28 protein-coding genes and 2 pseudogenes are annotated in these 26537 nt (G+C 57.8%); 10 read left to right on the plus strand and 20 right to left on the minus strand.

Annotated features, from left to right (window positions below; genetic code table 11):
- Positions 1–53 precede the first annotated feature (53 nt).
- On the plus strand, positions 54–1718 hold the full coding sequence (locus tag QMK58_RS13620) for an arylsulfatase (protein ID WP_320396440.1): 1665 nt from the start codon (positions 54–56) through the stop codon (positions 1716–1718).
- A gap of 200 nt (positions 1719–1918) precedes the next feature.
- Here the strand turns inward: QMK58_RS13620 and QMK58_RS13625 are convergent, their stop codons facing one another.
- Positions 1919–3046 carry a sensor histidine kinase gene (locus QMK58_RS13625; protein ID WP_053160844.1) on the minus strand — a complete coding sequence of 376 codons (1128 nt, stop codon included), beginning with the start codon at positions 3044–3046 and terminating at the stop codon, positions 1919–1921.
- Between the two features lie 182 nt (positions 3047–3228).
- Here QMK58_RS13625 and QMK58_RS13630 point away from each other — a divergent pair, with 182 nt between their 5' ends.
- A complete protein-coding gene (locus tag QMK58_RS13630; protein WP_053160843.1) occupies positions 3229–3588 on the plus strand; it encodes a response regulator in 360 nt (119 codons plus the stop codon).
- Between the two features lie 82 nt (positions 3589–3670).
- Here the strand turns inward: QMK58_RS13630 and QMK58_RS13635 are convergent.
- Positions 3671–3817, minus strand: a pseudogene (locus tag QMK58_RS13635) (GABA permease); the annotation flags it as partial.
- A gap of 486 nt (positions 3818–4303) precedes the next feature.
- Between QMK58_RS13635 and QMK58_RS13640 the strand changes: the two are divergent.
- The 3 genes from QMK58_RS13640 (at position 4304) to QMK58_RS13650 (ending at position 6407) form a co-directional block, all read left to right on the plus strand.
- Positions 4304–4768 carry a response regulator transcription factor gene (locus QMK58_RS13640; RefSeq protein ID WP_218187259.1) on the plus strand — a complete coding sequence of 155 codons (465 nt, stop codon included), beginning with the start codon at positions 4304–4306 and terminating at the stop codon, positions 4766–4768.
- A 138-nt stretch (positions 4769–4906) separates the two neighbouring features.
- Positions 4907–5848, plus strand: coding sequence for a hypothetical protein (locus tag QMK58_RS13645; protein WP_053160840.1), 942 nt, complete (start codon positions 4907–4909; stop codon positions 5846–5848).
- Between the two features lie 190 nt (positions 5849–6038).
- A complete protein-coding gene (locus QMK58_RS13650) occupies positions 6039–6407 on the plus strand; it encodes a hypothetical protein (protein ID WP_053160839.1) in 369 nt (122 codons plus the stop codon).
- Between the two features lie 141 nt (positions 6408–6548).
- Here QMK58_RS13650 and QMK58_RS13655 read toward each other — a convergent pair whose 3' ends face one another.
- The 10 genes from QMK58_RS13655 to QMK58_RS13700 form a co-directional block, all read right to left on the minus strand.
- A complete protein-coding gene (locus QMK58_RS13655; RefSeq protein ID WP_320396441.1) occupies positions 6549–7952 on the minus strand; it encodes an OprD family outer membrane porin in 1404 nt (467 codons plus the stop codon).
- A gap of 169 nt (positions 7953–8121) precedes the next feature.
- The gene (locus QMK58_RS13660; protein ID WP_320396442.1) at positions 8122–9483 is read right to left on the minus strand and encodes an FAD-binding oxidoreductase; all 1362 of its coding nucleotides are present in this window, start codon (positions 9481–9483) and stop codon (positions 8122–8124) included.
- A 36-nt stretch (positions 9484–9519) separates the two neighbouring features.
- Entirely contained in the window at positions 9520–10338 is an 819-nt protein-coding gene (locus QMK58_RS13665; RefSeq protein ID WP_053160837.1) for an ABC transporter permease, read from the minus strand.
- Positions 10335–11162, minus strand: coding sequence for an ABC transporter ATP-binding protein (locus QMK58_RS13670; RefSeq protein WP_320396443.1), 828 nt, complete (start codon positions 11160–11162; stop codon positions 10335–10337). The genes QMK58_RS13665 and QMK58_RS13670 overlap by 4 nt, the downstream gene beginning before the upstream one ends.
- Positions 11159–12145 (minus strand): ABC transporter substrate-binding protein, encoded by a 987-nt coding sequence (locus tag QMK58_RS13675; protein ID WP_053160835.1) that lies wholly within the window; start codon positions 12143–12145, stop codon positions 11159–11161. The genes QMK58_RS13670 and QMK58_RS13675 overlap by 4 nt, the downstream gene beginning before the upstream one ends.
- A 32-nt stretch (positions 12146–12177) precedes the next feature.
- Complete coding sequence (locus QMK58_RS13680; RefSeq protein WP_053160834.1) at positions 12178–13026, minus strand: creatininase family protein; 849 nt, start codon at positions 13024–13026, stop codon at positions 12178–12180.
- Positions 13027–13056: 30 nt separating this feature from the next.
- Complete coding sequence (locus QMK58_RS13685) at positions 13057–13515, minus strand: RidA family protein (protein ID WP_053160833.1); 459 nt, start codon at positions 13513–13515, stop codon at positions 13057–13059.
- Positions 13512–14759, minus strand: coding sequence for an amidohydrolase family protein (locus QMK58_RS13690; protein WP_320396444.1), 1248 nt, complete (start codon positions 14757–14759; stop codon positions 13512–13514). The genes QMK58_RS13685 and QMK58_RS13690 overlap by 4 nt, the downstream gene beginning before the upstream one ends.
- Positions 14760–14761: 2 nt before the next feature.
- Positions 14762–15688: a PDR/VanB family oxidoreductase gene (locus QMK58_RS13695; RefSeq protein WP_320396445.1), complete on the minus strand. Its 927-nt coding sequence runs from the start codon at positions 15686–15688 to the stop codon at positions 14762–14764.
- Positions 15689–15783: 95 nt separating this feature from the next.
- Entirely contained in the window at positions 15784–16428 is a 645-nt protein-coding gene (locus QMK58_RS13700) for a TetR family transcriptional regulator C-terminal domain-containing protein (protein WP_320396446.1), read from the minus strand.
- Positions 16429–17051: 623 nt separating this feature from the next.
- Between QMK58_RS13700 and QMK58_RS13705 the strand changes: the two are divergent.
- From QMK58_RS13705 to QMK58_RS13720, 4 genes and pseudogenes are all read left to right on the plus strand, one after another.
- Positions 17052–17132 (plus strand): annotated as a pseudogene (locus tag QMK58_RS13705) (metal/formaldehyde-sensitive transcriptional repressor); the annotation flags it as partial.
- Between the two features lie 20 nt (positions 17133–17152).
- Positions 17153–18079, plus strand: a complete 927-nt coding sequence (gene dmeF / locus QMK58_RS13710; protein ID WP_320396447.1) for a CDF family Co(II)/Ni(II) efflux transporter DmeF — start codon at positions 17153–17155, stop codon at positions 18077–18079.
- A 39-nt stretch (positions 18080–18118) separates the two neighbouring features.
- Positions 18119–18490 (plus strand): hypothetical protein, encoded by a 372-nt coding sequence (locus QMK58_RS13715; protein ID WP_053160827.1) that lies wholly within the window; start codon positions 18119–18121, stop codon positions 18488–18490.
- A gap of 2 nt (positions 18491–18492) precedes the next feature.
- Positions 18493–18675 (plus strand): DUF1289 domain-containing protein, encoded by a 183-nt coding sequence (locus QMK58_RS13720; protein WP_008033373.1) that lies wholly within the window; start codon positions 18493–18495, stop codon positions 18673–18675.
- 670 nt (positions 18676–19345) lie between these two features.
- Here QMK58_RS13720 and QMK58_RS13730 read toward each other — a convergent pair.
- Genes QMK58_RS13730 through QMK58_RS13740 form a run of 3 tightly spaced genes read right to left on the minus strand, consistent with a single transcriptional unit; the run spans position 19346 to position 22000 of the window.
- Complete coding sequence (locus tag QMK58_RS13730) at positions 19346–19687, minus strand: c-type cytochrome (RefSeq protein WP_082344507.1); 342 nt, start codon at positions 19685–19687, stop codon at positions 19346–19348.
- A complete protein-coding gene (locus tag QMK58_RS13735; RefSeq protein WP_053160826.1) occupies positions 19684–21342 on the minus strand; it encodes an FAD-binding oxidoreductase in 1659 nt (552 codons plus the stop codon). Before QMK58_RS13735 ends, QMK58_RS13730 begins: the two co-directional genes overlap by 4 nt.
- A 49-nt stretch (positions 21343–21391) precedes the next feature.
- Positions 21392–22000, minus strand: a complete 609-nt coding sequence (locus QMK58_RS13740; protein ID WP_053160825.1) for a twin-arginine translocation signal domain-containing protein — start codon at positions 21998–22000, stop codon at positions 21392–21394.
- Between the two features lie 249 nt (positions 22001–22249).
- Here QMK58_RS13740 and QMK58_RS13745 point away from each other — a divergent pair, with 249 nt between their 5' ends.
- A complete protein-coding gene (locus QMK58_RS13745; protein ID WP_053160824.1) occupies positions 22250–22450 on the plus strand; it encodes a twin-arginine translocase TatA/TatE family subunit in 201 nt (66 codons plus the stop codon).
- A gap of 9 nt (positions 22451–22459) precedes the next feature.
- Here the strand turns inward: QMK58_RS13745 and QMK58_RS13750 are convergent, their stop codons facing one another.
- From QMK58_RS13750 to QMK58_RS13770, 5 genes are all read right to left on the minus strand, one after another.
- Positions 22460–22678, minus strand: coding sequence for a hypothetical protein (locus QMK58_RS13750; protein WP_053160823.1), 219 nt, complete (start codon positions 22676–22678; stop codon positions 22460–22462).
- A gap of 85 nt (positions 22679–22763) precedes the next feature.
- Positions 22764–24038 (minus strand): FAD-dependent oxidoreductase, encoded by a 1275-nt coding sequence (locus QMK58_RS13755; protein WP_053160822.1) that lies wholly within the window; start codon positions 24036–24038, stop codon positions 22764–22766.
- 18 nt (positions 24039–24056) lie between these two features.
- Positions 24057–24491 carry a nuclear transport factor 2 family protein gene (locus QMK58_RS13760; protein WP_053160821.1) on the minus strand — a complete coding sequence of 145 codons (435 nt, stop codon included), beginning with the start codon at positions 24489–24491 and terminating at the stop codon, positions 24057–24059.
- Between the two features lie 9 nt (positions 24492–24500).
- Complete coding sequence (locus tag QMK58_RS13765; protein WP_053160820.1) at positions 24501–24704, minus strand: hypothetical protein; 204 nt, start codon at positions 24702–24704, stop codon at positions 24501–24503.
- Positions 24704–26293 (minus strand): NAD(P)/FAD-dependent oxidoreductase, encoded by a 1590-nt coding sequence (locus QMK58_RS13770; RefSeq protein ID WP_320396448.1) that lies wholly within the window; start codon positions 26291–26293, stop codon positions 24704–24706. Before QMK58_RS13770 ends, QMK58_RS13765 begins: the two co-directional genes overlap by 1 nt.
- Positions 26294–26537 lie beyond the last annotated feature (244 nt).

Genomic DNA, 26537 nt, shown 5'->3' on the forward strand with positions numbered 1-26537 from the left:
CCTGCGGGAGTAGCAGAAGAAAGTCCTCGATCACACACAATAAGAGAAAAAACATGGCTCTTTTGCGTCTGCCTCAAACATTACTGGCCACCGTGCTGGCGCTGGGTAGCAGCCTGGTCATGGCGACCAGCGCCGATACGGCGCAGCCCAATATTCTACTGATCATGGCCGATGACCTGGGCTACTCCGACCTGGGCAGTTATGGCGGCGAAATCAGCACGCCATCCCTGGATCAACTGGCCAGAGACGGATTGCGGTTCACCAACATGTACGCGGCGCCGACCTGCTCAATCACGCGCTCGATGCTGATGTCCGGCACCGACAATCACCTCGCCGGGCTCGGTACCATGGCTGAAGCGTTGCAGCCTTTTCAACGTGGCAAGCCGGGTTACGAGGGGTATTTGAATCAGCTCTCGTACTCGATTGCCGAGTTACTGAAAAAGGGGGGCTACAGCACGCTGATGGTCGGTAAATGGCACCTGGGGCTGGAGGCAGATCAAGGACCGGATCAGCGCGGCTTCGAGCAGTCCTTCACTCTGCTGGAGGGTGGGGCATCGCACTTTAAACCTACCAGTGTGGACCCCAGCAAGCTTGAGCAAGTGCACTACCGCGAAAACGGTAAGGCCGTGACGTTGCCCGACGACTTCTATTCCACGGATTTCTACACCGACAAGCTGATCAGCTACCTGCAAAACAGCAAAAAGGAGGGCAAGCCGTTTTTTGCCTACGCCGCTTACACTTCGCCGCACTGGCCGCTGCAGGCACCCAAGGAATACCTCGACAAGTACCAGGGGCGATTTGATCAAGGCTATGACAGCGTGCGCCTGGCCCGGATCGAGCGAATGAAAAACCTCGGCCTCATGCCCAACGATGCCCAGCCTGCGCAGCCGCTTCCGGTGAATCCCAAGCTGCCGGGCTGGCAACAGTTGAGTGCTGAGCAACAGCGTGTCGAAGCGCGCAAGATGGAAATCTACGCCGCCATGGTCGATAACCTCGACCATAACATCGGCCGCTTGATCGATTACCTGCGTCAGAGCGGACAGTACGACAATACGTTGATCGTGTTCATGTCGGACAACGGCGCGGCGGGGGAGAACCACGCACAGTTCTATCCTCTGGCAGCGCGCACCGACAATAGCTTTGCCAACCTCGGGCAGAAGGGTTCTCAGATCGACTATGGGCTGCGCTGGGCAGAGGTCAGCGCCGCTCCATTCCATTTGTTCAAAGGCACCACCGCAGAGGGAGGCATCAGCGTGCCGGCGATAATCCAATTACCCAAGTCACTGCGTCGTCAAGGTGTGGAGCGCGGCGTTGCGCGGGTTGATGACCTGGCACCGACCTTCCTGGAGCTGGCGGGTATCGCACTGCCAAACCAAGCGCCAACGGCTACGAGTAAACACCCGATCACCGGTAAATCAATGCTGCCGATGCTTGCGGGCAATGGCCGCCCGCACAGTGATAGCAGCCTGGCTGGAGAACTGTTCGGCAACGCGTATTATCGAGAGGGCAATCTCAAGTTGTTGGGCCTTAAACCCCAGGCAGGCTTTGGCGAAAACGCGCAACCATTGCAATGGCAATTGTTTGATTTGGCGAAGGATCGCGGCGAAACAACGGACCTGGCTGCCTCCCAACCAGAGACGGTGCAACGGCTGAAGGAAGCATGGTTGAAATATGCAAAGCAGGTTGGTGTTGTTTTTGCCGGGCAGTCGTTTCAGTAACACTGCGGTACGAACTAGTAGTGCTTTGAACATTCAGTGTGGAGGCTGCGCTCGATATGGATTGAAAAGATAACTGCTTGTCGCGAAGGGCAGCTACCAATCCAAAGCTGCCTTTCAGAATAGGCTGAAATTGGCCGATTGCTATTCACTGCACCGGTGATGACGACCAGTTGGATTAGGTCGAAGTAGGGAAAAAATGTTTATTCACAGCTGGGCAAGATCACGCGGAAAATCGTGCCCTGCTCGAGTGTCGACTCGACCTCAATTTTCCCGCCATGACCTTCTACAATCTGAGACGCTATGAATAATCCCAGCCCGAGTCCAGAAGATGTCCCTTTTTCTCCCTCTGAGTATTTAGAGTAACGTCGCTCAGGATTGAACAGAGAGGGCAGTGCGCTGGAGGGAATAAGCTCTCCAAAATTTTGCACGCAAAAGCAGGCTGTGGGGCCGTCCCCATTTAATGTGATATTTATCGGACGCCGAGCATTGCCGTGCCGCACAGCGTTGCCAATAAGATTTGAGAAAACTTGTGCCATACGTGACGGGTCGTACAGGCCGGTTACAGTTCCCGAATCGGTGAATATGATTTCCGTCTTAGGGTGCGCGGCAGAGAGTTCGCTCACCACTGCTTTGCAAACAGACGTCAGGTCAGTCTTTTCCGGTCGTACCGGGATTCCATTGCCCAAGTTGCAGCGTGCCAGGTCGAGCAGGTCGTTAACCATTTGATTGGCGCTTTGAACGCTCGTAGTGATCTGCGCGATGATCCTTTCTCCACGAGTGCCCAGCTCTTCGGTTTGCCTCAGCAGGTCGGCACCCAATGTCACGGCACCCAATGGTGTTCGAAGGTCGTGCCCTAGGACGCCCAAGACTGTTTTTCGAGTCGACTCCACCGCGCGGCCATACGCAGCAATGGACTCAACAAGCGCTTGGTCAATTGCCTCATTGAATCGGATCATGTCCAGGATTTGATGGTCTTCGCCTGTATACCCTTGGGTTAGCCAGAGTCGGAGCACGCTTGACCTTAAGGCTCGGTATTCCGAAACAAGTTGGTCTAGGGTGAAACCTGCGATAAGGCGGGTAATTGCGTGACTTTGCGCCGCCGACTCATCCTTCGTTACAGGCCCAAGACCATGGGACTTATCGATTTGTTCTTGAGGTGTTTGAGAGGTGCGCATGTCGAGCGCCACACTCCTCAAAATGTATTCGGCATGATCTCTAAGACCTAGCGGCCCCATCGCAGGCATCGGGGTGTCCACAGTCCTGGCGAATTCCTCCCAGGCTTGAAGAATAGGCTCCAGATTCTTGAGGATGAATTCTGAAAGTCGCATGACAGTCCTCTTGATCGTCCCGATTCTCATGAAGGCATCAGCCAGAAAAATTTGTTCGACAGAATCAGACTAGCGGAATGACGAAATTCGGCCATGAAGTCTACTCGAGCACCGCCTGTCAGGTGCCCGAAATGCTTACTGTCTGTAATAGGACTAAAGAAGAATGCTTAGGAGTCCTGATCATGTCTCCCACAGTCCTGCTCGTAGAAGATGATGAAATATTGCGTTCACTGACGGTTGATGCGATTTCGCTGCTAGGGCCAAACATCATTGATTGCAAATCTGCTGATGATGCTCTGGCCGTGCTAGAGAGCTCAACTTCAATTGTCCTGGTTATGAGTGACATCTGCATGCCAGGCACAATGGATGGACTGCAATTGGCTCAAGTGATTTGGACGCGCTGGCCTTTATTGCCAGTCATTCTCACATCAGGCAATAGATCCATGCCTGATGAGTTGATGCCGGCACACTCCTTTTTCCTCTGCAAACCGTGGACACTAGAGGCTCTACATAGAGCAGTCAGGTTGTACATACCTGCGTAATCACTGCTCAGGCCTGTGAGTCGATGAGTGTAGGCGAGTGGCTGCTATTGGCCCGTTCTCTGCCTGTCGCGCGCGGCAGAAAGATGAAGTACGACAGGATGGCGGCGGGACCGGCCGCGGCAATCAATGAGCCAGCCCCCATGAAAAGTCCCGCGCCGATCACCCCGCCAAGCGCAATCATGGTGATATGACGTTGCTTCAGGCTTTGCTTCAGACGGTTGGATTCCATTTCCTTGACCTCTCTTGGTATTGGTAGGACGCGGCAACGTTTCTGGGGCGTAAGACAGCTCTACGCACTCAGAAAATGTCGTTCCCCGCGCAGGCACCGCAATACGCCTGCATACACGCCCCGTAGCCTTTTTCAGGCCAGCATCGACCCACTTGCGGCCTTCGTCTTACCCCAATGATCAGTCCCCGAGAGGCCAAACCCTCTGGCCACTTTCTCGCGGACGCAGCTTACCGTGCGTTTTTTGGTGAGGCTCAAACGACGCGTCCAGTCGAAATCACCCGTGCGAGCCAGCGCTATGCGATAGCTTGGGATAAAAGCGATCTGGAGGCAGGGAGCTTCTTCAAGTGCATGGAAAAGCCTTTCTTGAACCCCTTCTGAATCGTAAGGGAGGATCAGCTCTTCTCGCCTTGGCCGAGGCGCAGTGGCGTGCTTGCGTAACGCCTCAGCCAGTGCTGGCGCTGCGCTTCGTCGCGGCAATAAGCCTATTTGAATCTATTCAGCATGGTGACGCAGCGGCATTTCGGCTACTGGCGGATCCGGGCGATGAATGACCAGCGGCCACCCCTGACACGGCGCGAGATAGAAATCCTTCATTTGATGGCAAGGGGCTTATCTTGCCGGGAAATCGCATCCGAGCTTGCCATCAGTGAGTTTACAGTTAAGACGCACCGTCGCAACATGCTCCGCAAAGCGGGATTCCGGAATGCCAGGCAATTGATTGAACACGCCAGGCAGCAGAACTACTTGCCGAAGTTGGTTGAACGCCCATTGTACGATGTCCTTTCGGCCAGGGAACTCCAGGTGATGAAACTGGTAATCCAGGGACACACAAGCAAGCACATCTCGAGACTGCTTGAAATCGCCGATCTCACTGTCCGCAAACACCGCGAGAATCTGTTGCGCAAGCTAAAGCTTCGCAGCATCGGGCAGCTTGTTGCACTTTACGAGTAGGCGACCTACGACATCGGAGGTATTTGAAGTCTCGCTATCGTCTTATAGATTGACAGTGCGTTGCGAGCCCCGGTTTCGCGACGCAATGAGAGGATTCACCATTTACTTATCAACGACCCGCAGAGAGGTTAAGTTCAAATGGGACATTCAACAGACATCAAAGCAATAGGCCAGGACAACACGGCATTTCAAAAATACATCGATGAAAGAAACACAGAGCTGGACAAAACTGCGGCAGAAGCCCAAAAAGTTTTGGATATGCAGATCAAGAAATTCTACGCAGACGGAAAATGGGACGATGCCCAACCTCTGGCAAGCGGGTCGTACCAACACCTGACTACCGCTTCGACGTGGTCGCTCAGCAACGTGGTCGATATGATCGAAAACGTTCGCACGGCTGTCTTTGGAGGGAAAGCCATAGACATGCCGCCGACGAAAGGCGAAAAGGACGACAAGGTCCCTACAGCTGCCGCTGCCAAGGGAAGCACCATTTCGCCGACGACGCAAAAGCTTCTGACAATGATGGCCGGAACCGAAGCAATCATCGCCAACGCAGCCTTTCAGGCCATCACAGGGATTCTTTCCGCCATCAAGACCGGGACGGAAACCGACTTGTCCAAGCAGATTGTGCAAAAGGACATTATTCCCGGGATGAGTATGTTCGTTTGCGTGATGGAGAATAAGTTCAGTAGCAAAGATTTCTTCAATAGTGAAATCATTGTTCAAAACTTCTACATCTACGATGTTCGGATGTCGGCCGATCGAGCGCGTGCACTTGCCAACTTCGACAGAATCAATGGCCTTATTTCCCAGCAGAATGACCTTGAAGGGGCGGTAGGAGATCTGAGTCAGCAAGTTCATGATTTGAAGCTTGCCGACTACAAGACAAAGAACAAGGGGGATCTGAAGGCTGCTATCGCAGACTACAAATCCGACTTCATTGCCCTCGAAGAATTGATTAAAGAAATCAACACGAAAATTTCCGAGACCGCCGAGCTGATCAACCAGAAGAAGTTGTTGAAGACGGAAAATAATGCCGCACTCGTGTTGGCAAAACGTAAGGAATTGGTGATGTTGTAGAGGTGCTTGAGTGAATGAACCGCCCTGCAAGTTGACTCAGGACGTGGGGCGATTCCCTTACTTTCAAGCACGTGAAGCGCGGCAAGCTGTGTAAAGTTTGCCGATTACCTGGACTATCTCGAGCTTGTAAAAAACTCAAGAGTCCGCTGGTCAATTAGTTTTATAGAAACGTCAATTCAAGGAGTTTGTCATGACAGATGAAATTGTTCGATACAAGAAAAACGTTTTCACCAACGATGGCCAAACTGACGTTGATGGATTCATGCCAAAGCTGGAGAAAGTCAAGGAACTCATCAAAGACGCCGGGGCGATAACGGTATATTACGGTTTTCACGGGAACACTGAAGGCGAGTTTGACCGGAAATTCGAGCCTGACGAGTTGCAAAAATCATTGGGAATTGCACGATCATTTCCAGGTGCCACCATGGTGCAGGTCGACGGCCCGGATGACCCAAAAATCGACTACGTTAAACATAATGAAAACGGACAAGTGCTTTTCACTTGGTGCGATAGTGACACGTACATCAAGACCAAAAAGCTACTGCCGGACATTGTCTGATAGGCAGTCGCTGCACCTGACCACCGGTTGACTTCAACTGGCGGCCCCGACCTGTCGTTGCAAGCGAACGCGGTCACATGATGCTGATCGCGGCCGCTGCACATTTCGCAACGAGTAGGGACCGGGCCTGAGGCCACACCCTCAGAACGCATACTCCAGCGCCAGGCGGTTTTGCCAAAAATTTTTCTCCTGTCCTGGCTGACGTTGCAGGCCGATAAAGTCAGCAATGCTCAGACCTTGCAAACTGCCGGCGAATTTATAGATGGCGAAGCCCATGTATTCGGACTGATTGATACTGGCTACGCCAGTCGTTGGTTTCAGGTCCATGAATGAATAACGGGCACCGACGAACAGGTGATCGCGCAGCGCACCGTTGATATCGACTGCATAAGCATTTCCGGCACCGAGATCCTGGGTGCTGGTCAGGAACGGTTGAGCGAACAGTGGACCGGAACTGACGTTGTGGGAGTAGGGGGTGACAAGGGCGCCGTTGAGGTAGCTGTTCGGGTCCGGCACGATCCGGTCGTAACCGAGGCTGGCGGTCAACGAATTGTGCTTGATGCCCAACTGCACGCCATAGACTCGGCTATGGATTTCGCCAAGCAGTTCTCGCCCCTCGCTATCTTCATGGAATGCCTGCACACCTATGAACGGTTTGATGCTGCCTTCGCGTCTGCTCAGCCCGCCCTCGAGGTAGGTCAAATGCGCATAGTCCAGATACTCGAAGTGCCAGGCCTTGGCTTTGAGCTCCACCGGCTCGAAGTTCAGGGTGCGGGCACCGCCCACTCCCCAGAAACCATCAGTGTCTTGGTCACCCAGGCCTGAATAGGCATCGAAGCTGTGGTTGTAGGTCGTTTGCTTGGTGAATGAGTCGTCGATGTATGACTTGAAACGGTACATGCGCAGCGCGGTGACATGGTTGTCGTTGTCACCGTAACGGGCATAAACACCCTGGAACAGTTGTGGTGCAATTCGCCAGTCGTAAGTACTGGCGAACGGTACATCCACTTCCTGATTGCCGGCGACCAACTTGAAATTTTCGTGTTCCCACTTCACATAGGCTTCGCCCATCGCCGTGACGTTCGGGCCCAGGTAACCATCGCGTTCGGAAGGGTCGTCGGAATGTGCGATGCCCCTTTGAATGTAGCCGCTCAGGCCCAGGCTAAAGCCCTCGTAGCGGGCGCTGAAAAAGCCGAGCTTGCCGCCGTAACTCAAGGTGTCCTGGGTCTTGCCCGGGGTGAAAAAGGCATTGTGGGCAGCGTAGTAAAGCGTGCGCAAATTACCGTCGATGCGGCCGCCGCTGATCATTTCGGCCAATGTATCGGCTTCGCCGTCGACCTGTGGCGTCGCGGTATCGTGGAGTACCGATTGGTCCTGCTGCTGCACCGGTTCGGTCAGAGTGCCGGGGCGCTGTTGGACCGCGATCATATCGGCATCACCGGGCCGCTGCTCGTCGGCCCAGGCAACTGCTGGCAGGCTGACGGCCAGCGCGAACAGGAGGCGAGTGGAGGGAGTGTTGCCGTACCGCTTCTTGTCTCGTTTCATTGCTGTTCTTCCATTAGCAGGGATTTTTCCGGGGCAAGCGCGACCGCACCTGGCCAAAATATGGCCACGCGAAACAGCGCTGCTGGAGCGGGCGTGAAATGTCGGGAGAGAAAAATCAGCCGGCTTTAAAGGCCGACCTAATCACCGGGCGGGTCGATCCCGGTGGTGGCTATACCGGCGTATTCCAGGTTCGGATCTTTCCGGGGTTGAGCAGCCCGGCGGGGTCAAGCTGCCGTTTGAGTTCAATAACTGCCGGGTCCAGGGCACCACTGTGCTTGCCGTCTTCAAGGGTGAACACATGGGGGTCGTTGATCGTGATGCCATGGGTGCGATGGAGTTCGATGAGCGCTTGAAGCTGTTGCGGATCCCGGTAGCGCACCAGTGGCAGGCCTGCGCAAACGATGCGTCCCTGCAGGTCACGGATGAACTCCAGATGGGTCAGCACTTCGTCATCCCCCACCAGCGACCTGATCGTCTGGAGTTGAGACCAGGTCTGGCCATACTCGTAACCGCTTTGCAGGTAAGTAAGGGTCTTGTCCTCCTTGAGCGCGTGCAACGTGGTGTGGTTCCAGCAGTATTCGAGCAGGCTGTGGCCGCTTTCACGCACCTGCGCCGCACTCTGCATCAAAGCAATACGCCCGCCATGACGGTTGACCAGCTGCTCCAGTGGGTCCCGGGCCTGGGACGGTACTGCCGCGATCACCGCGTGTTCTCCAGGCGCACGGCAATGGGTCAGGCCGCTGAAATAATCGACCACCTTGGCGTCGAACAAGGCGATGTTGCGCTTGGCGATGCCAGGGCTCTGCGCCAGTTCCTGCGCGCAGGCAAACGCCTGCGCGGCGCTGCTGAAGCCCAGCAGGTATTCATCCCACGACTGGGCGGGTGCCAGGGCGATATCCAGATCCAGTACGATACCGTTGGTGCCATAGGCATGGTTGAGCAGCATCAGCTCGGGTGCGCGCAGTTCAATGATGCGGGGCTCGGGCTCCACGGTCATTACCCGAGCGCCGAGTAACGTCCCGTTGGCTGCCAGTGGTCCGTAGGTGATCGAGCCAATGCCGCCGAAGCCGCCTGCGAACAAGCCACCGAGTGTGGCGATGCGGAAGGTCGACGGCATGCAGCGCAGTTCCCAGCCCTGTTCGCGCACACTGTCCTCGAGGACAGAGAGCCGAATGCCGGCCTGGGCACGGACGATGCCATCACGCAACCAGCACACTTGATCGAGCCCGCTCATGTCGATGACCAATCCGCCCTGCAAGGGCACGGCCTGGCCATAGTTTCCGGTACCGCCCCCACGCAGGGTGATGGGAATGCCGCCGCTGCAGCAGGCCGCTATCGCCTGGCGCAATTGCTCCTCATCACGAGGGCGCAATGCCAGGTCGGCCTGGCGATTCTCCAGGCTGGCCTTGAGGATGGGGCTGAACCAGTGGAAGTCCTTCGACAGACGCTTGAGCTGGAATGCGCTGCTGATCCAGTCCAGTGCGGGCAATTGCTCACGCAGGGCCAGGGTTCGGGTGTTCAGGTCAGTCATGGCTAAAAAACCTTTTGGCGAAGTGGATGTGCGAGTTCAAAGTCCGCGATCGGTTTCGCTGTCGTGCCAGCGTCCGATCGCTTTTTTTGATAGCAGCGACATGCTGGCAAACAGTGCGATACCGGTGACGGAAATCAGCAGCAGCGCGGCAAACATCCGCGGGATGTTCAGCTGGAAGCCCGCTTGCAGGATCTGATAGGCCAGCCCGGTGTTGGTACCCCCGGTACCGGCCACGAACTCGGCGACGACCGCACCGATCAGCGCCAGGCCACTGGAAATGCGCAGCGCGGCAAAAAAGTACGGCATGGCAGTGGGCACCCGCAGGCGCAACAGCACTTGCAAGCGACTGCTGCGACGCAACTTGAAATAAGCCACCAGCCCCGGCGATACACTGCGCAGGCCGAGCGCCGTGTTGGAGATGACCGGGAAGACCGCCATCAGCGTCGCGCAAATCACCATGGCTAGCGTGGTGTCGCTGACCCAGATGATGATCAGCGGTGCGATTGCAACGATAGGCGTTACTTGCAGCAGCACGGCGTAAGGAAACAGCACCAGTTCGATCAACCGGCTTTGTACGAACACAAAAGCGATACTTACACCGATCAACACCGAGAGCATGAAGGACAGAACCGTGATCTTCAGGGTGAAGAGCAAGGCCGGTCCAAGTACGTCCCAGTCCTGCACCAGGGTGGTCAGGGTCAGCCACGGTGTCGGTATAAGGTAGGTGGGCACCTTGAGCGCCGTTAGCGCCAACTGCCACAAGGTAACCAGCAGCAGGGAGATCACCGTTGGCACGACGATTCTCTGAGCGCTTTCACTGGCCAGCCACGGCAGTTTGTCGTTTTTGGCTTTCATCGTATTTCCTCTTTACTGGCCGCTACCAACAGCTCATGCAGGTGCATGGCGTATTCGCTGAAACGTGCCGACAGGCGAAATTCGCTGGTACGTGGGTACGGTTCATCGATGCGCACATTTGCCACGACCCGACCCGGTCGAGCGGCCATCACAACAACCCGTTGTGAGAGGAACACGGCCTCCTGGATCGAGTGGGTCACGAACATCACTGTCCAGTTATGGCGCTGCCAAAGCTCCAGCAGGTCACTGTCCAAGGCATTGCGGGTAATTTCGTCCAGGGCGCCAAAGGGTTCGTCCATCAGCAGCAGGTGAGGTTCGACCACCAGCCCGCGGGCAATGGATACCCGCATCTGCATGCCCCCGGACAGCTCTCGGGGCAGCGCCTGGGCGAAGTCCTGCAAACCGACACGCTGCAATGCGAGGGCCACCCGACGGTCTGCTTCCGCGACGGGCACGCCGTCGAGTTCCAATGGCAGGCGCACATTCTTGTGCACGCTGTGCCAAGGCATTAGCGTTGCCTCCTGGAACACATAGGACAGGTGTTTGCCTGTCTCGGCCAGGCTGGCAACCGGCTTGCGCCACAGCAACAGACGGCCATCGGTGGGTTCGCTCAGGCCGGCAATCATCTTCAGCAACGTGCTCTTGCCACAGCCTGAAGGACCTAGCAGGGTCACGAACTGGCCTTCGGCAATGCTCAATTCCACAGGCCGCAGAGCCTGAGTGCCATTGGTGTAGGTTTTCTCGACTGACAGCGCCTCGATAGCTGCCGGCACCTGCGCTTGTTCTGCTGTACGCCACGGGTGAATCAGAGCGGCGGTACTCATGGCAGCACCGGCTGGAGCTGAATAAATCGCGTGGTGTACATCTGATCGAGAGGCACTTTGACGGGATCGATCAGCGCGCTTTGCACCGCCATTTGCCACGTCTGCTGCATACGCGTGGCCGTAATGATGCCGATGCCGCCGGTTTGCGCATCGCCGCCAGTGGCCAGTCCCGTACTGCGCAGCTTCTTGACGGCATAGTCGAGCTGGGCCTCACTCATCTGCGGATTGGCCTCGCGGATCAGGGCGTTGCCGGCACTTGGGTTGGCCAGGTAGTGCTTCATCCCTTGCATTGACGCGTTGAGGAAGGCGCTGACCTGTTCCGGGTGCTCAGCCATCCACGCGCTGTCGCAGGCAATAGAGTTGCCGTAGGGAGGGTAGCCCGCGTCGCTCAGGGCGAAGACCTTGAAGTTCGCTCCGGCCTGCTCGAGGGAGAAAGGCTCGGATGTCAGGTAGCCCTGCTGGGCCACGTTGCGGTCGGCCATGAACGGCTGGATGTTGAAGGTATACGGGCGCACGTGCTCATCGCGCAAACCCAGGTGAGTCTTGGCCCAAGGCCACCAACTGGAGTTCGCGGCGCTCGAGATCAAAATCGTGCTGTTACCCAGGTCCTGTATTTGCTCGATGTTGTCGTGGGCGATCAGTACGACCGGGTCGTGCTGGAACGTGGCAGCGACCATTTGCAGCGGTACGCCGCGTTCGCGGGCCATCATGGTCGCGAGATCGTCGCTGATGATGCACTGCGCCCGGCCGGCGGCGAGCAGTTGCACCGGGCTGACCTGTGGGCCACCCATCTGCACGGTGACTTGCAGACCTTGTTGGGCATACAAGCCTTCAGCCTGGGCCTGGTAGAAACCACCGTGTTCGGCCTGGGCATACCAGTTAGTGATGAAGGTCAGTGGGGTGGCGGCTTGAGCGGTACCTCCCAGCCAACCCAACCCACCTAGCAGAGCGAGGCGTATTCGAGCATTGCGCTTTGACGTCATGAACGATGAACTCCTTGTGGTCGTGTCTGGGATCAGGCCTGGCTCTGGATATAGCCGCTGTACTGACTGCGGCCCCAGGTGGTTTGCGCGCGGGTCAGCCATTGCATCCGATGGACTTCACCGATGGCTTTGGCCCATTGGCTACCGAGCTGATCGAGCAGCATCTGGCCTTGTTCCAGCGTGGCCGGGGTGGGGTCGCCAATCACCCCGCTCGGACCGAAGTCCATCGCGCACCAGGCGGCGGCCGAGCGGGTCGAGGACAGCGTCGGGCAAGGGAAGGGCGGCGGGAAATGGGCTTGGGCCTTGGTCATGTCCACCGTATCGGGGGCCAACGCCATGATGATGGCGGTCTCTGCATGGCCCGCATGCATGGACAACTGCTTTTCCTGGTGCGAGACGAAGCTTTCGTCGTGCGCAACGCTCCAGGCTGATCGAGCGATGATCACAAAGTCGCCGTGGCGCAGTCGCAATTCTCGGGCCGCCATTTCCAGTGGCTGTGTCTGGCCACCGTGGGTGTTGACGATCAGAAACTTTCGAAAGCCCGCCCGGTAGATCGACTCGCCGATCTCGATCACGGTGTTCAGCACCAGCTCGCCGGTCAGGGTGACTGTGCCGGGAAAATGCAGGTGCTCATCGGATTTGCCGTAGGTGATCGGGGGCAAGGCATAGGCAGGGATATCTTCACCAAGCAGTTCCATGGCCTTGCCCACGACGCCGGCAGCGACAATGCTGTCAACCGCACAAGGCAAGTGAGCGCCGTGCTGCTCGATGGCACCTGCGGGCAGGACGATGACGGTGTTTTCCTTGTCCGGCAGGCTGTCGATGGCGCACCAGCTCAGATACGGCAGGAAGCGTGAAGCGGGGGTATATCCGTTTAACATGGCAAAACTCCAGGGCGAGGGTAGAAACGATTAACGTTGTGGCAGATAGGCGGTGGCTTCGACTTCCACCAGAATGTCGGGGGATGGCAGCATGGCGCTGACCTCCACGACGGTGGAAATGGGCGGTGCATCGGGGAAAAAGCTTTTGCGCACCCCGCTGTAGAGCGGGAAGTGATCGAGGTCACGAAAGTACTGCACCAGCTTGAACACATCGCTCATGCGGCCTCCGGCGCTCTCTATGATTTGACGGATGCTGTCGAGCACGTACCAGCTCTGGGCCAGGATTGGACCCTGCTTGTAGTCGGTGGAGAACTCTCCGGTGCGGCCCAGGATTTCGGCTGCCGTCGCCGGGATATCGTTGAAGCCGCGCACGATCAGATTTGCGCCGGGGTTTACGGCGATCACGCCCGACAGAAAAATAAAATCCCCCGCACGGTGAAATGCCGCGTACCGCGCAAGGGGTTGGGAAAATGTGGGGGAGTGGGTCATGGCAAGCTCCGCAGGAAAGTCAGGTAATTGGCTGGTAGCTGTTCGCCACGCAAGAGGCTGCGATCACGTTCGGCAGGCCAGGTCCACGGGTCCGTGGTATGAAGCAAAGTAAGGTTGGCGCTCTGACCGCAGAGGGTGGGTGTTGCCTGGGGTCTACCCAGCCAGTCCACGCGACAAATGCTTTGGGACCAGATGTCGAATACGTCGTCGAGTTGAGCGACCCATGCAACCAGCTGCAAACTCGCTAACGGGTCGTAGTTGCCGATGGGATTGAAGGCATCCTGTACGTTGTCACTGCCGATCAGCAGTGGGATGTCACGTTGGCGTGCTTCCTTCAACAGGGTCAGGCCCCGCAGGCGTGGGGTGCGGTCAGGTACGGCGTCTTGCAGATACAGGTTGGTGGCGGGCAGGGCCAACAGAGTAATAGGGCCGCGGGCAACCAGATCCAGGGTCTGCCTGGCCACTGCGTCCGACTGGCTCGCCAAGGCACAAGCATGGCTGCAGATGATCTGCGTGGGGAATGCCGAAGCGCGCGCCAACCGCGCGACAGTCGCCAGGCCGCAAGCCGTAACCGAAAGCTCTTCATCAATGTGCAGGTCCAGGGGCAGCCCCAGGTCTGCCGCGCAGGCAAGCAGGTTCTGCACGCTCTGCAGGCTGAAATTACTGCTGTGGATGAAGGCACCGAGCACCGCGCCGGGGGCGTCGCGATGACGTGCTAGCGCATTGGCAATGCGTCGGGCATGGCCGGCATCTTCGAACAGCGGTAGCGGTACGAGAGCGACCCGCTCTAATGGCCACGGCATGTCCTCGGCGAGCTCGCGCAACACTGCCCAGGCCTTGGGCACCTGCGGGCTCCACCAGTCGACATGGCTGCGCAGATGGGTGACGCCGTTTGCCTGCGCTTGCAACAAGGCGCGGCCGGCACGTTGACGCAGATCGTCCTCGCTCCAACGCGAACGGTCGATCTGTGTGGCAGCGATTGCGCCGAGCAAGCCCGGCGCAATGCGCCCGAGGCGAGCACGGGTGTACGTCTTGTCCAGATGGGCGTGGGCTTCAAGCAGCCCCGGCAACACCAGGGAGCCTTTGCAGTCGAGACCGTTACCTTGGCCTGTGGCGGGTGTCACGGCCTGGACTCGACCGGCATCGATACTCAAGTCTGCCAATCGAGGTTGGTCGGACACCCGTGGCCATGCAGGAGGGAGCAGCCAGGCGGGAAGGCGGATGTTCTCGAGCTGCAAAGGCATGATTACAGCTCCAGGGTCAGGCTGGTGGAACTGCAACCGGCACAGCACAAGGCGAGGAGTGTCTGGCGTTCCTCATTGCTGAGGCATTCATCGAGATGACGCGGCTCCCCGTCCGTCCAAGGCACTACGCAACTGCCACATACCCCCTGTTCACAAACGGTATTGCAGGCCACCCCGTGGGAACGTAGTGCATCGATAAGCCGTTGCCCCGCGGCCACTTCAATCTCCTGATTGCGCAGGGCCAATTTGAGCCGGTAGCCAGACGCTGCTACCTCAACCGATTCACCGCCAAAGTGCTCCTGGTGCCAGCCGACGCCAGGCAGTTCGGCAAAGCGCGTCCGAACAGCTTGCATGAATCCGCTCGGACCGCAGCAGTACACATGATTGGGCTGACTTGGCAGCTGCAGTTCGCCCTCGCTGCTGAAGCTCAGCGACACTCTGGCGCGCCACGGGCCTTGTGTCAGCAAGTCAGCGAAGGGGAGTTCGGCGCGACTGCGGACCCTGGCGACCAGGTGAAAGTCTGCCTTGCAGCCGTGCAGGCTGTGAGCCATGGCGATCATCGGCGTCAGGCCGATGCCCGCACCCACCAGCAAATGGCTACCGGCGTTGTCCGCCAATCCAAAGGCATTGCGTGGCGGGCTGATCCACAGATCTTTGCCGACCCGAGCTGTCTGGTGCAACGCCTGCGAGCCGCCGCGCCCATCCTCCTCACGCTTGACCGCTATCTCATAAAAACCGCGCTGTGCCGGGTCGCTGCACAGTGAGTAGGCACGACGAATACCCGGTGCAATCTGCACTTCAATGTGTGCTCCGGCACTGAATGCAGGCAGCACCGAATCCTCCCCGGGGGTCAGGCGCCAGCAGTCAATGTGCGCTGTCAGGGCGTGCCGTTGCTGAATCTGAACACGTATGTCGCTAAGCTTTTTCATATTTGACCGATTGGTTTGATCGAATGGTCAGGAAAAAGCAATAGGTGTGCCAAAGCGGTCCGGTTGGACGCTTGGGCGGGGAAGGGAAGGTGGCTTTAGCGGCTCAAGCCGCATCCAGCCAGGACGAACTCAACCAATTCGTCGAGTATTTTCTGGCGCTGGTCAGGGTTCTGCAGCGACTCGCCCAACATGCGCTCGGCTTGCACGGAATAGTCCGCATAATATTGGGTCAGCGCCCAGATATGCATGATGAGCAGCCGCGGGTTGAGAGGGCGTAACTGGCCAGCATCGACCCAGGCTTGCAGGCGTTCGACTTTCTCTTCAGTCGCCGCAACCGCTTGGGGCCAAAACGGCTGTAGACGCAGCCCGCCGCTAATAAGTTCGTGGGTAAAGACCCGTGACAACTCGGGTTCCTGCAGGGCGAAATCCAGCTTCTGGCGTACATAGTCAGCGATCACTTGTGCCGGCGTGTGGCTTGCGTCGCTCAATATGAACAGCTTTTCCCAGCGGGTGAAAATCTGGGCCAGCACCTCGTTATAAAGGCTTTCCTTGTCCTCGATGTAGTAGTGCAACTGGGATTTTTTCAGCCCCGCGCGCTCGGCGATCGACTGGGTCGAAGCACCACTGTAACCGTGCAAGCTGAATTCGCTGATGGCGGCGCTGCGAATGCTCTGCAAGATCTCTTTGCGGTTCTGCTTACTGTTACGCAGGGAGGCTTCGGGTGTTTTTATTGCGCTCATTTGATGCACCGGTGCAGGGAAATGCCACAGCTCGAGACATTTTGGGGCGCAGACCCTGCCTGTGAACTGCTGCTTTATCCGTTGTGAAAATCCAACGCGGTAGACTCTTGATCAGTTTACGAACAGTAAAACGGCGCTGGTCTTTGTGTTAATCAAGTATTGATCCACGCTGTAGTTAGAAAATCGACCTGGGTCCGTTGCCTGTCGACGTCAGCAGATTCGAGCAAGCTTATCAGCAGCATGCAGACTACATCACCTCCCGAAGCAGCAAAAAAACGCTGCGTGACTTACCTGCGTTTCTGTTGCAGCTTTTACGCCGATACGGCAGTCCTGAAGAGTCAGCCTTCGACGGCGCAAGTCGGACCGCGTTAGCGTTACTGGTGTGAAAGCCCCTTTGGCGTGCCCCAAGTGGGGATTGCGCCCAGGCATTCTTTTTTACGTTGAGATCTATGTGGCTATACAGGCTGGATGTTGCAGGTTGGAATGACCGACCGCTTCTGGCCGGTTTCAGCCGGTCGTGGTAGGCAGCAGTTGGCCAGAAGCGGAACCTCCAAACCCCTCGCTTCCCCCTCGAAACTGAAGTCTCTACTTCCCGCAAGGGCGCGTAGATAATCCCTCCGTCCGCGAACCCTGCTCTCAGCGAAGTAGAGCGTAACAAAGGCGTTGAGGAGCTTCTTGAAGCCATTCGCCGTTACTCCAGGTGAACGCATCCAGGAACACGCTCATGAACAGCACGAACATCAACTACACACACGACCATGTGTTCCTTGGCTCAGCGCACGACGAAAATGCCAGGCGTACGCTTTGGGTTGTGGCGCTGACCGTTGTGATGATGGTTGGCGAGATCACCGCTGGCTATATCACGGGCTCGATGGCGTTACTGGCTGATGGCTTTCACATGGCAACTCATGCCGGCGCATTGGGCATCGCGGCGGCCGCTTATGGATACGCAAAACGGCACGCTTGCAGCCAGCGCTACAGTTTCGGTACCGGAAAGGTTGGAGACTTGGGCGGATTCGCCTCGGCGCTGATTCTGGGTATGGTCTCCCTGGGAATTGGTGTTGAGTCTGTCATGCGCCTCTTGCAGCCAACGGAAGTTCAGTTCGGCACCGCTACGCTCATCGCGATTGCCGGTTTGATCGTCAACATTGTCAGTGCCCTGCTGCTGGGTCACGGGCACAGTCATGGGCACGAGCACGAGCACGGCCATGCTCATGCCCACGCCCATCACGGTAACGACAACAACCTGAAATCGGCCTACGTCCACGTCATTGCAGACGCGCTGACTTCCGTTCTGGCCATTGCTACACTGCTCGCCGGCCGGTATCTCGGCTGGGTGTGGCTGGACCCGGTCATGGGCATTGTCGGCGCCATTGTTATTGCGCGCTGGGCATGGACCTTGATGGGGGCCACCGCAGGAGTACTGCTGGATCAGACAGACGCACACGTTGCCGAGGAAATCCGCGAGCTGGTTGAGAAACCGGGGGATGCCACTATCACGGACTTGCACGTCTGGCGGGTTGGACCGCAAGCCCATGCGGCCATCGTCAGCGTCCTTGGTGAGGTCACTGCGAACGCCGATAGCATTCGTGAACGTCTCAAGCCAGTTCACGAAGTCAGTCATCTGACGGTCGAGTTTCGACCTGTCTGATTCAGCGCCTCCCCACCATTGTCTCCAAAGGAACCCGCAATGCCTCTAGGGAAACGTGAACTGGCACGTATCGAACGTCGGTTGATAACTACGCTCACCGAAGCGTGCGAAACAGCAAAAGGTGAAATCAAAGGCTTTGCTTGGCTCACCCACATCGCAAACCTGAACGCGTTGTCTGAAACCCTGAAGGTAATCTGGGTATTCGAGACCCTGGCTGACAGAAAGAACGCCCTGGTTGACGCTAAGGCGCGCATCTTTGAGTTGACGTCCATCGCGTTGAATGACGCCAACATCGACCTGATCCCTTCAGACCACAGTGTCCGATTCGACTCTGAGGAGGAGTGTCAGCGAACTCACGGAGGCGACTGGAAAATCCGCCTGACTCAATCACGTGTGGCCAAAGGTGGCTGACAATGGCTAAGGAAATCGAGAATCCGTGCATCTCAGTTTGCCAGCTCAGTGGTGATTTGTGTGTGAGCTGCGGGCGAAGCAAGGAAGACATCAGAAAGTGGAAACGCATGAAGCGACCTGAAAAAATGGCCGCGGTGCAAAGGGCGAATGTGCGCTTGAAAGGGCTGAAGAAAGCACAGGGATAGTCACTTGTTCTGGATGACCGCTATGGGTCGATTCTGTTGAAAAAGTAGCTCCCTGTTCGGCCTGCTGCAAAATCTCTGCATTTGAAATTGGATCGCTTGCGACTACGTGGCATGAGTGATGCGACCGATGAATTCACGCTGGCCGCTGCGGTGCAGAACCTGCGACGGCTGGCCAAATTTTCATCTCAAGGGCCGCCAGTCACGGGATAGGTGCGCTTGCACCAAGCAAAAAAACTCAAACTAACTCAATAACAAAGCAGTAAAGGTCAACGAAGGTCCGAAAAACCACTCAATGTGGTGAGTAGGTGCTCCGGTGGTGGTCGTGTCTGAGTTCAGGCGAGCTGAAAATCCGACTTTTTCAACAGAATCGACCCTTAACAGCCCTTCGGGAGGGGCTGTTCCCGGCCGCTTTCTGCTTGTCGCGAAGTACTGAATACGACCCTTTGCTGCCGGTCACCAAGGGCAGATAGCGGCAAGAAGCAGATCTTTCACTACCATCGAAAAAAGCTAGCGGCTAAAGCCGCGATGCTTTCTATTTTGAGTGGTAGGCACGCAAAGTCCACTTCTGGCCGTCAGATCACGCTCTGCCGGCAGCTAAAGGCAGACATCAGACTTTTCGTATGTTTTTCTGCCACAACATAGATCCAAAGAGGCGTTGAGTCGCGGCTTCTCAAGGCTGGGCAGGCTGTTTTTGCAGGTAGTGGGCCAACGCATCCAGCTCACTGTCGCTGATCTCGGTTTTGCGGAAGAACGGCATCACCGAAATACCATTGCGCACGAAGTATTTGACTAGGGGCGGGGTGAGATCCGCGCGGTCTTCCAGGGCCGCAGGCACCGCGCCTTTGTAGCGTGCGTCAAGTGCCAGGGTGCCGGGGTATTCGGTGCCCTTGCCGTGGCAGGGCATGCACCATTTTTCAAAGACCTGCTTGCCTTGCGCGTCCTCGCCGGCCCACACGCCGAAGGAAGCGCTCAGGTAAAAAAACGCCAGAACCAGCATAGCGATCAACTTCATACCTTCTTCTCCTTGCGCAGGTGTTTAGGCCAGATGCCATAGCGTCCCGGCGACAGGATGCCGTTGGGGTCGACCGCGTCTTTCAGTGTTTCGTGGAAGTGCAGCAGGGCGTGGTCGTTGAACGAGTAGGTGTCCATCACGTCATCCTGAAAGGACGCTGCCGTGCGGTATTCGCCCCAGCCGTTTTCGGCGGCGAGTTTGATCAGCTTGCGGAACGCGTCGCGGATTTCCTTGTTCCGCTTCGCATCCTTGGTGATATAGAACGGGATGATAAAGACGAAGCAGCGCTCCCAGGACGGCACCGGTACGTTCATGGCGAACACCAGTGGTACACCGAGCGCTTTGGCCGCTTTGCCGAGCACGTCGTTGATCTTGAGGATGGCCGCGCCATCACGCGGAATGATCGGTGAGAACCAGGCGTGGCCGTCAGAGGGCGGCGACGGGTTCCAGCTTGAGCGAGCACCGATGGCGAAGGTACGCAGGTTGGGGATGCCGAACTGCGCCGGATATTGCACCTGTTTTTTCTGCTCCTCGCTTAACGGCAGGTTGTAGAACTCCCGCTCTTCAAAGGTGGCGTCGGGCAGGGCCTGGAGATAGCGTGCCTGCACGTTTTCCCACTGCGCGCGAATGACCTTCTCCGGTCCGTAAAAAGTAAAGGCGCAGCTCCAGAAGGGGATCTTGTTGCGCTTGCCGTAGGCCTCGTATTCCTCTGGCGCGGCACCGCGCTTCAACAGCTGCATATATTCGTCGTCACGCGGTTGCGGACCATGCGCGAGGAAGTCGTGCAGTCCGGCCAGGCTGGGGGTGCCGAGCACCGGGCTATTGATGTCCGGGTAGCCGGTGAACACTTTGGTGTTCTCCAGGTGGGTCATGATATCGACCAAGGGAATCATGTCTTTGTAGCGCGACAGGTGCACAACGCCCTTGAGAAACGCCTCCGGCTCGGGCATCAGCCAGAAGCCCATCTTGGTCACCACGCCGAAATTGGACTGACTGAAGATGCCATCAATCCAGGGGCCGAAACCGCTCTTGTACATTTGCCAGGTGTCCGAACCCGGCATGGCGCCCATGCCGGTGCGCATCAGGGTGCCGTCAGCCAGCACCACTTCCATGCCGCAGTGCGCATCGAAGTGGTTGCGAAACTGCGAGGAGGTATAGCCAGCGCCGCGGTCGACGGCATTGCCGAGCATGCTTCCCCAGCCCGGATCGGGTACATCGATCCAGAGCTTAATGTTGTTATCTTGCAGGTGGCGATACATATCGAAGTAGCTGACGCCCGGTTCCACCACGCAATAGGCTTGTTTCTCGTTGACCTCCAAAACGCGGTTCATGCGTTTGAGGTCAAGTACCACCGAACCCGAGTAGGCGGGGGCGGACCCGCCATAGCCCAGGTTCTTGCCAGTGGAAATGGGGTACATGGGAATCTTGAAGCGATTGGCGATGCGCATCAGCGCTTGTACTTCCTCGGTGGAAGATGGCGCCACGGCTGCTGAGGCGATGCGCTCTTCAGGCTCGCCCCAGTAGGGCGAATAGGCGTCGCGGTACAGATGCAAGTCTTCTTCGCTGATGAAGACCCATTCCTTGCCGACCACCTCGCCAAATAGGCGGATGACTTCGGCGAAATCGTGGCTGCTGATGCCAGGGGGTTGGCGCATGTCGGGTTCCTTTTTCTTGTTTGGGTCGTGCGCTAAGCGGGATAAAGGCTCAGGCTCGCTGAGTAGGGGCAATCACCCAGCTCACCAAGGGCGCTTGCTGGTCGTTGCTGGCATAGGCCGGGGATTGGGCTGTACGCTGAGCGCAGCTGGTGCGCGCCAGATTCCACGAGCAATTGGCGCTGAGCCGGGCGAAGCGTTCGCTCCAGTCAGCATTTCCGTTGAACAGCGCCGTCAGATCCGGCAATTGATGCGCGGGTGCATCCAAGGTGTGGCTAACGCTACCATCGGCATTCCAGTCATGCTCCACCCGCAGCACCACGCGCATGCCGCGGTCCCAGGCCAGGCGCTCCAACACGAACAGCGGTTGGCGAGCGGTTATCCCGGCGATTACTGTCGGCCCTTTGCGCCACTGCGGGTCGAGGTGTTCAAACCACAACGCGGTGATATCGCCGTATATGGCGCTATGGGCTAGACCGGCTTTTTCTGCGGTACTGCCGAAGCGCTGGCAGGCGGCAAAGCGCGAGTCGGAGACGGCCAGTTCGGGCAGGCCGCCGCCCCACGTGGAGAGCGTATCGGCCAGGCTGAATTGACCGACCCCGGATAGCGCGGGGATCGCCGCGCCGGCCAGGCTGGTCTTGAGAAAGTTGCGTCTATTCATTAGGTTTCCCCGATCGAATTCCGCCGGCGCACAAGTTTGCTGCGGCGTTATTGTTTGTTCTTATAGCCGCCGCGATAGCAGGGCGGACAAGCAGACAGGATTGATTGTCGAGGTCGCCGATAGCGCCGATCACCTACCCAAAGATAGCGTTTTCACCTTGGCTTACCTGCCATGCTGGCTCTTGTTCTGGCTTCGAGTAGTGCTGTGCGCCGAGTCGGATCAGTTCATTTTCGAAAGGTGGAGGTCGCGATGGGATTGGCAGGATTGAGTCTGTGGAAAGTGGGCCTGGTACTGGTCCTGGTGCTGGTGTTTTTCGGCGGCAAGCGCTTGCGCGGGATGGGTGCGGACGTCGGTACGGCGATAAAGGAGCTGCGTCATTCATTGGCAGAGGACGCACCGCCTCCTGCCGTGCTCGATGAGGCCGAGCCTGATCGGCGGGCACGTTCGTGATGGCCTGAATCAGTCGGCGAACAACCGCTCCAACGGCTTGTCTGGAGCGGCTTCCAAACGGCGGATTTCCAGCAGCAGTTCCTTTAGCGCCGGCGTGGCAAAACGCACCTGCAAAGTTCTCCCGGTGTTGGCCCGGTGCGGGTTGCAGAACTGTACGTGGAGTTCCTGGGCGTCGGGGTCATAGGCGATCTGAGTGGGGCGAAAAACTTGGGCGACGGTGAAGATCATGGGCTTTGCTCGCGGAGTCGGAGGATTGCGGGACCGTGCTGACGAGCCTCTCCAGCACGGTCGTTCGGGAAGCAGCGGTGGGCACTCAGGCCTTGAGTTTGACCCCGCCGTGGGCACCGAGAGCGGGCGTCTGTCCTGCTTCATCTTCAACCAGCAGCGTGGTTTGCCAATCTTCCTGGTAGCCTCGACCGGTCAAGTTAAAGATTGACATCATCGCCTGGCGCGACATCTCGCGATCGGCCATCAGAGCGAACATATTGGCTTCATCCTCCATGCGCCTGGCGGTGTCACGCTCCTGGGTGCGGCGCTTGAATTCGATGGCCGTCGGGTTGGCGATCTGCAGGAAGCAACGGCGACGTTCGTGGGCATACCAGTCCAAGGCATCCTCGGCCAGGGTACCGTTGATGACCCCGCCCAGGTACTTGATCAGCGCGTGAGCATCCTGCACACCTGAAGTAAAGCCCATGCCTCCGATAGGGTTGGTGGCGTGTGCAGCGTCACCGGCGAGGAACACCCGGCCGACCCGGTAAGTGGAAGCCGAACGCTGGTGCACCCGGTACGAGTTAGCCGCTAGCAGTTCGAGCGGGGCGTCCGCGTCCGGCAGAAATTGCTTGAACCGCTCCTTGATGCGGGCCAGGCGAGCCTCTTCGGTGAGGCTGCTGTCCTCGCCATAGGCGATGCGCCACTGCTGCTTGTCATCGATTTTGGCGATCACGCACCAGTGGTCGGGGTCGGCAATCATGGTCGATGGTGCGTAGCCGTATTGGTCGAAGTCATAGAGGACGTTGGTGGCCATAAAGGTGTCGTCCCAGGTGAAGCCATCGAACGCCACGCCGATGTCCTTGCGCACGCTGGAACGCGCGCCGTCGGCACCAACCAGCCAGTCCGCCTCAATGGTGCGCGGGCCGTCGGGGGTATGCAGGGCTACTTGGATGCAGTCCTCTGCTTGCTCGACGGTATCGAATGAAGTCTTCCAGCGCATTTGCGCGCCGGGCAGTTTGAGGAACTCTTCAAGGATCATCTCGGCGAGCACATCCTGGCCGAAATGCAGGTTGAAGGAGTAGGGTGTCAGGTCTTCTATCAAGTGGTAGTCCAGGCGACCGATATTACCGGTCAGCGGGAAGCGCAGGTTGTATTCGTAGCCCCAGGCGGCGACGCTTTTGGCTTTGTCCAAAAGGCCGATTTCGTCGAGAACCTTGAGGGTCGAAGGCAAATAAACCATGGCGCGCGGCCAGCGCAGAATGTCGTCTTCGCGGTCGATGACAGTCACTTGGGCACCCTGGCGTGCCAGGCCCAAGGCAGTAACCAGACCAGCAGGGCCGGCGCCGACGATAACGATGCGTTTACCTTTATTGCTCATAGGGAGTCTCCGTGGATCTTATTCTTGGGGGCGGATGATGGAATCGTTGTGCGGTCCGTCAGCGTTGTGCTGCGCGCTGGTTTCGAAGAACACCGCCGCCGGCGCGGTGTCGGCATATTCCTTCATGGCCGTGACCTGACCCTCGCGAACGACAAACAGAAAGTGGTAGTCGTTGGCGTACTGCTTGCCGTTGGCCAGTTGCGCAAGCCCGCTGGCCTCGACCGCGATGCGCTCACCTTCCTCGATCACGCCGTGGATGGTAAAGCGCATGCTGAGTATCAGCGGCCCGACCTGCTTAAAAAACTCGGCTACCTGGTGCTTGCTCAGTTCACCCGGGCCGGGCATCCAGAAGCGGGCGTCATCGCTGGCCAGGGCGAGGGCGGCGGGACTGTTGCCGTCCTCCATATGGCGCAGGTAGTTGAGCACTAGTTGCTTGTTGGCGGATGTGTGCATGGCGACCTCTCAGCGGCGAAACAGCATGCTGATGACAAAGCACAACAGCTTGAGATTGAACAGGCTGAAACCGCCGCGCATTTCCTGCGGGCGCAGTTGGGCGGTGATCGGCATGGCACCAAAGGCGGTGCCCTTGAGCAGCAGCAACTCACCATCACGCTCAAGTGCTTCGATTTTCATCAGTTCACTGCCATCGGGGGAAAAGAGCTTCATTAGGACACCTTGTTGAATTTTCCGAAGTTCATCTTGAGGTCATCGAACATGCGTATGGCTGTCGCTCGGCCGGCGCCGAATACACCGCCGCCCGGGTGTTGGAATGGGCCTACCAGGTAGAAGCGCTCGACGCCGGGCACTGTGTTGCGGCCCAGTTCCGGGGTCGGGCGGTGGGCGCCGAATTGGTGTTGGTAGCCGGCGATGCCGTGCAGATCGCCGCGCTGAAAGCTGGGCGAGGTGCGTTGCATATCCAGCGGAGTGTCGACGTGTTTGGCGATGATCAAGTCGCTGGAAAGGTTGTGGAAAAACGGACTCATCCTGGCCAGCAGCTCTTCGGCATAGCTCTCCTTGATTTCATCCCAATACTCCGGCGGGCGTTGGCCGATCTGGAATGGCACGTACGCCCAGGCATGCATGGTGGCGCGGCCGGCAGGTGCACGTGTCGGGTCCAGGTTGGTCGGCGAGACCAGGGCCAGTAGCGGGTCGCGCGGCAGTTCGCCATAGCGTACGTCGTCGAAGGAGCGGCGGAAGCGAGTGAGATCGACCGCCAACAGTTCGATAAACGCGGCCTGGTCGACGTGGTCGCCGGCCTTGAAACGCAGCTTTTCACTGAGCGCGGCATGAATGGTGATGCAGGCACAGGGTGAGGTCTGGGTACGTTCCGCGTGCTCGAATACCTGCGGGGCTACTCCTGCATCGTCCAGATAATTGCGCAACAGGTGCGGGTGAATACCGCCAATGACTGCATCCTTGGCTTCGAACACACGGCCATCATGGCTGCGCACGGCGCTGGCGCGACCGCCACGAGTTTCGATTTTGGCGATGTCGACCGAGGCGAGCACCTCGCCACCGTGATCGCGAATACAACGAATCAGCGCATCGGTCAGCGCACCACTGCCGCCGATCGGAATGCCGACGCCGTACTTCTCCATAAAACCGAGAAACATAAATAGGCTAATACCGGAGCCCAGTTCCTCGGGGCTGGCCAGGTTCTCGCCGACCATGCGGGCAAAGTGCAGCCGAATTTTTTCGTGGGTGAACCACTCGCAGATAATTTCCCAGCTGCTTTTCATCATGGTGGCGAACATGGCCCGGCCTTCCGGGCTCTGGTCCATCATGGCGAACTGCGCGCCCATCGGTACCGGCGCCGAGTACAGGGTGCCAAGCAACATGGGCAGGTAGTGAGCGGCTATTTCGGAGAACTTCAGGTAGGCCTCGGCGTCCTTTTGCGAGAACTTGGCCAGCTCCTGATAGTTCCTCTCTCGGTTGCGGTACAGGCTCAGGGTACTGCCATCCTCAAACACCGAGATCAGCGGTACTTCGGGGTAGATGTAGGTCAGGCCATATTTGCTCAGCAGGCCGAGTTCGTCGTTGCGGATCAGCGGGTTGGCCTGGATAAAGATGTGCCCGACGCTGTGTTGGTCATGACGGAAACCCGGCACGGTCAGTTCGCGGGTCACTACGCCGCCACCGAACCAGGCGTTGCGTTCCAGTACCAAAACCTTTTTACCGGCGGCAGCCAGGTAAGCGGCAGCGACCAAGCCGTTGTGGCCGGAGCCCACGGCGACGATGTCGTAGGAGTTGCTCATGTCGATGATTCCTGTTGTTCCTGTCGGTGGGTAACTGCCCAATGGGGCTGATGCTAGAAATGCCGACGCGGCTGAGCACCTATCCATGGATAGTGGCGCAGCGCGCCCTGTCAACCGCTGCAAAAAAAGGGGCGACCGCCCAGTCTCAGCACGGTCACCCCTAAAAATTCAGCGGCATGGGAGGGCCGAATGTCTTGCAGCTGTTACGCATAAGCTGTACGGATTGAGGGCTAGTGTGGCGTCG

Source organism: Pseudomonas sp. P8_241 (genome assembly GCF_034008315.1).
In the GTDB taxonomy this organism is placed as follows: Bacteria; Pseudomonadota; Gammaproteobacteria; order Pseudomonadales; family Pseudomonadaceae; genus Aquipseudomonas.